The organism is Bradyrhizobium sp. STM 3809, assembly GCF_000239795.1.
Lineage (GTDB): Bacteria > Pseudomonadota > Alphaproteobacteria > Rhizobiales > Xanthobacteraceae > Bradyrhizobium.
Genome location: NZ_CAFJ01000648.1, coordinates 1 through 4,485 on the forward strand (window position 1 = coordinate 1; position 4,485 = coordinate 4,485).

General features: G+C 64.5%; 6 protein-coding genes. 4 read left to right on the forward strand and 2 right to left on the reverse strand.

Going from position 1 to position 4,485, the window contains the following annotated elements:
• Positions 1 to 56: 56 nt before the first annotated feature.
• Complete coding sequence (locus BRAS3809_RS28770; RefSeq protein WP_008965526.1) at positions 57 to 956, reverse strand: NAD-dependent epimerase/dehydratase family protein; 900 nt, start codon at positions 954 to 956, stop codon at positions 57 to 59.
• A 359-nt stretch (positions 957 to 1,315) separates the two neighbouring features.
• Here BRAS3809_RS28770 and BRAS3809_RS28775 point away from each other — a divergent pair, with 359 nt between their 5' ends.
• Together BRAS3809_RS28775 and BRAS3809_RS28780 are read left to right on the forward strand one after the other, a co-directional pair.
• Entirely contained in the window at positions 1,316 to 1,867 is a 552-nt protein-coding gene (locus BRAS3809_RS28775; protein WP_008965527.1) for a hypothetical protein, read from the forward strand.
• 521 nt (positions 1,868 to 2,388) lie between these two features.
• Complete coding sequence (locus BRAS3809_RS28780) at positions 2,389 to 2,955, forward strand: RodZ family helix-turn-helix domain-containing protein (RefSeq protein ID WP_035659226.1); 567 nt, start codon at positions 2,389 to 2,391, stop codon at positions 2,953 to 2,955.
• Between the two features lie 273 nt (positions 2,956 to 3,228).
• Here BRAS3809_RS28780 and BRAS3809_RS37660 read toward each other — a convergent pair whose 3' ends face one another.
• Complete coding sequence (locus BRAS3809_RS37660; protein WP_283805780.1) at positions 3,229 to 3,357, reverse strand: hypothetical protein; 129 nt, start codon at positions 3,355 to 3,357, stop codon at positions 3,229 to 3,231.
• A 193-nt stretch (positions 3,358 to 3,550) separates the two neighbouring features.
• Here BRAS3809_RS37660 and BRAS3809_RS36865 point away from each other — a divergent pair, with 193 nt between their 5' ends.
• On the forward strand, positions 3,551 to 3,712 hold the full coding sequence (locus BRAS3809_RS36865; RefSeq protein WP_008965531.1) for a hypothetical protein: 162 nt from the start codon (positions 3,551 to 3,553) through the stop codon (positions 3,710 to 3,712).
• 329 nt (positions 3,713 to 4,041) lie between these two features.
• The coding region (locus tag BRAS3809_RS28785; protein WP_035659225.1) for a GNAT family N-acetyltransferase at positions 4,042 to 4,485 on the forward strand (444 nt) is incomplete at its 3' end.

Genomic DNA, 4,485 nt, shown 5'->3' on the forward strand with positions numbered 1-4,485 from the left:
ATGACGACGGAGAGAGCCAGGGCTGCGACGTCGATCGTCGCGCAGATCGCCCCGCCCTATCCCACCTTCACATATTTCCGCCAGTCGTGCTCCTCCCTGAACCCGAGCACCTCGCGGGCCTTGCGGTTGGACAGCGGCGCCTCGCGCTCGCCGAGCTCGCGGGTGACCGGCACGTTCGGACAATAGCGCTGCAGCAGCTCGCGCGTCGGGATGTTGGCCGTCACCGTATCGTTGACGGCGTTGAACACCTGGAAGCCGAGCCCGTCCTTCTCGATCGCCAGATGCACGATCTCGCCGAGGTCGCGCGCGTCGATATAGGACCACGCATTGCGCTTGCGCGACGGCGGGTCGGCGAGGAAGCGCGGGAACATGTCGTATTCATGCGGCTCGATGACGTTGCCGATGCGCAAGCAATAGATGTCGATGCCGTAGCGCATCGCGAACGCCCGCGCGGTCTTCTCGTTCACGACCTTCGACAGTCCGTAGGAGTCCATCGGATCCGTGTCGTAGTCCTCCTCGAGCGGGAAGCTCCTGAAGTCCTTGTCGCCCTCGGCGAAGCAGACGCCATAGGTGGTTTCGCTCGAGGCGATGATGATCTTGCGCACCCCGAGCTTGGCCGCCGCCTCGATGACGTTGTAGGTGCTGATGGTGTTGATCCGGAAGGTCTCGTTGTCGGGCTCGATCAGCACGCGCGGAATCGCGGCGAAATGCACCACGGCGTCCGGGGCGGCCGGCGGCCGGCCGGCGTCAAAGCCGCCGCGGCCGAAATGCGTGGTCAGCGCGTTGAAGGCCTGACCGCTGTCCACCACGTCGGCAATCAGCGTGTTGATGCCGGGATGATCGAACGGCTTGAGGTCGACGTTGAGCAGCTCATAACCCCTGGCCTTCAGATGCGGCAGCACATGCCGGCCCGCCTTGCCGGTTCCGCCGGTGAACACCACGCGCTTGTTCGTCATTGTCGTCGATCATCCCTGGATGGAGCCCGAACCGCTTCTAACAGTTTTGGCCGCGCCTGCTCCATAGGAAGCTGCCGCGGAGGCGCGAGCGACGCATGGCTGCTGCCGGCGCGGTGTCGAGCAAGACGCCGCAAGGCGCCTCGAAGCCGACGGTTCGGCTGATCCGATCTGCGCGGCCGGTCGGCCAAAGGCGATCCGTTGCCGCCGATGCGATAGCGAGGCCGGCGGTCATCGGTTGAAGATTCTTTTTGGCGCCGAGTAGCCAGGTTCCCGATTTTGCGGTAGGTATTACAGTGTAGTCGCTTTGACATTCATGAACTTCATTTGGGGGGCACCGCCGTCCCCGAGAGGATATTGTCATGAGATTGTCTCGACGTTTCATTGCGTCCTCAGCCATTGCCGTACTGGCCACTGTCGCGTTGGGTGAGCCGGCCGTCTCCCAGATCACTCCCGGCCCCGCCATATCGATCCCGTCCGTCACGGTCGACGCGCCGAAGCAGGTGGCGAGGCCGCAGCGCTCGAAGCCGGGGACGGACGGTGCGGTCGCCCGCCGCCGCGCATCGCCCGCCGCTCAGAGCGCCTCGTCGGGCGCACGACCCGCGGCGTTCGCGCCGGACTCGATCCAGGGCAGGATCGCCAGGCTGGAGAGATCCGCCAGCAGCTGCAATGGCGGCTGCGAGACCAGCTTCAGAGTCGGCAACCAGCCGTGGATCGGATGCAGCCTCTCCGGCGCGGAAGTCACGCCGTTCGATGGCAAATGCTCGGACACGCTGACCTACAGGCACTACGCGGATTGCCAGGAGACCAAGGCGCTGCTCGGCTGGGAGCGCAACAAGATCTGGTGGCATTGCAGCAGCCTGCAGATCGGCGGCAAGTTTCGCGTCGCCGAACTGAAGCGCGCGCGGCGGTAGCGCCCGCCGATCCCATCGGGCTGCTGATCCGGGCGGCGCTGGCCTCGCCGGAATTCCGTCTTACCGACGGCGTGATTCAGCGCGTGTTCGGCCGCTCCGCGGTTCGCCCGCACGCGCCCGGCGACGCCGGGCCCGTGGCGCGCGCCGGCGTCCCTGCATGAGTTCAACTGCATGAATTCAACTGCATGAGTTCAACTGATTGCCGCTGCATGCGCGCCGCTTGCGGCTGTGCCGGCACGAGCGGCACGATCCTGTCCGCGCTTCCGCGGCCATCCCGCCCGAGCTCAACGCTATGCAACGGATGTATCGCCTTCAGATTCAACTGATGAGAAGCGACCGCGACATGTCCAGGCATTGTCTGGAAACATTCTAAATCTCTTGAAGCGCTGTGTCCGCTGCAGCTCGGCTGCAGATTCTTTTTACTACCAAGTAGTCAAACTAATGATTTTCGCGTAGGTAATGAGATGCGGTTACGTGGGAAGGCAATGGGCGGCACCTCCGCCCTCGAAAGGAAGTTCGTCATGAGACTGCCCTTGAGTATCGTCGCGTCCTCAGCTGCTGTCGTGCTGGCCTCCGTGGTGTTGTCCGGGCCGGCCGTGTCACAAATCAGCCCGGGCCCGGCCACTGCGATTCCGGACGTCACGGTCGACGTGCCCAAGCAGGCGGCGAAGCCGTCACGGGCGAACCAGGCGGCCAACATCGGCGTCGGCCGCCGGGCGGCCCGAACCTCATCCGCACCAGTCGCGACGGCTCAGACGCAGCCGAGCGCGCCCGCGGCTCCCACGGGCTCCGTGGAGGAGAGGCTCGCCCGGATCGAGATGAAGAGCAGCAGTTGCGCCGGCGGCTGCGAGACCAGCTTCAAGTCTGGCAACGCGCCATGGGTCGGCTGCGCCCAGTCGGGCCAGGAGCCTTCGCACTTCGACACGACCTGCACGGATACGCTCATCTTCAAGGACTACGCGGATTGCACGGACACCAAGGCGTTCCTCGGCTTGGACCGCAACAAGATCTGGCTGCATTGCACCAGCCTGCTGGCCGGCGGCAAGTTCAAGGTCGCCGAGTTGAAGCGGCTGAAGCGCTCGCATTAGTTGATCGCTTCGACCATGGGTCGAGCGCTTGGACTGAGTAGATCACCGCGCCTCGCGCTCTGATCCGACGAAAGAGACCTCGGCGGCCTGCGCTTTCAGCGGGCCGCCGAGCCGTATAGCTGCGGTGAAGGGAACGCAGGTGTGGCCAGCGACCGCGCTCACGCAAGAGGCACGCGTTCGGAGCATTCGATATCGCGGAGCGGAGATGGTCGCCGGCCGTAGCCGCTCGTCATGATGGGACCGGCGCCGGCGCCGGCGACCTCCGGGATTGCATCAGTGGCTATCCGCGGTTTCCCGATCATCGACCTGTTTTAAGGCAGCCGTCGTGCCGGACATGGTCGCGAGATTCCGCAGCGTAAGCAGCGGCGCACAGGATGCCGCCATGCCGCGCGCAAACTGCATCGCGCCGGTCCCACCACCCTGACATGCGGTCATCCATGACGGCGGCCACGCTTCCGCCGCGATCCATCCGATACGCCGAGCCTGACGTCTCCTCGCCGCCCCGGCGCAACACATCCTGCCGCGCCTTGCGGCCGTGAACCTTTGGGCTCGCGCCGCCGACTGACTTGGTATCGGGGCGAGATGGAGGTCGCGAATGACGACTCTGGCCAAAGTTTTTTCAAAAGCCTTATTTGACACATCGAATCGCAATACTGACGCGCTGCTCAAGCAGGTCCTGCTGTTCCTCGCCGCCGCCTCGTTCGTCGCGCTGTTGGCGATGACCTATGGGGTCGACCTCAGTCCCGGCCTGTTCTGACCGAGCCGCACCGGCCTCGACGCGGCGCGCGCGAGGAATGCGTCGCCCCCTAGGGAAAGCGCGGGCGGACATGAGACCGGAACCGAAAGGCCGACAGCTTTGCGCGACGGCACTAGCGAGCGCTCTGTCCGACCCCTACGCATTGTTCAGCATCCTGGTGGTTCTCGCAACATTCTGGAGAGCTGGCATGATCCTGCTGAGCCTTGTCGGGCTCGCCGGATTGGTCACCGGATGTCTGATGCTGCGTCAGACGCGATGGGACGTCTAGGTCGGCTTCGGATACGCGCGTCAGCTTGATGCTGACCATCCATCCCGTCTAACCTGCCTGGATGATCCCCCATGAGATCCGATCAGCAACGCCGGACGACGCGAGTGAACTGAGCGCGCTGATTCAGGAGGCGGTGCGCACGACGAATTCGCGCGACTACGGCCCGGCCATCATCGAGGCCATTTGCGCGAATTTCACGCGCGACAAGCTTCTCGAGAAGATGTCGCAACGCGACGTATTCGTCGCGGCAGGCCCTGACGGCCTTGTTGGGACGGTCAGCCTCTTCATCGGCAGCTCTGGCACCGCGAGGCTGCACTCCATGTTCGTTGCCCCGAGACACCAGGGTCGCGGTCTCGGGCGACGCCTGATCGGTCATCTGGAAAGCCACGCCGCCGGCAAGGGAGTGTCCGAGCTCTCGCTGTCGTCCTCGATCACCGCCAGGCTCTTCTATACGAAGCTCGGCTACGAGCTTGTCCAATTCGAGCAACGCCCCGACGGATCGACC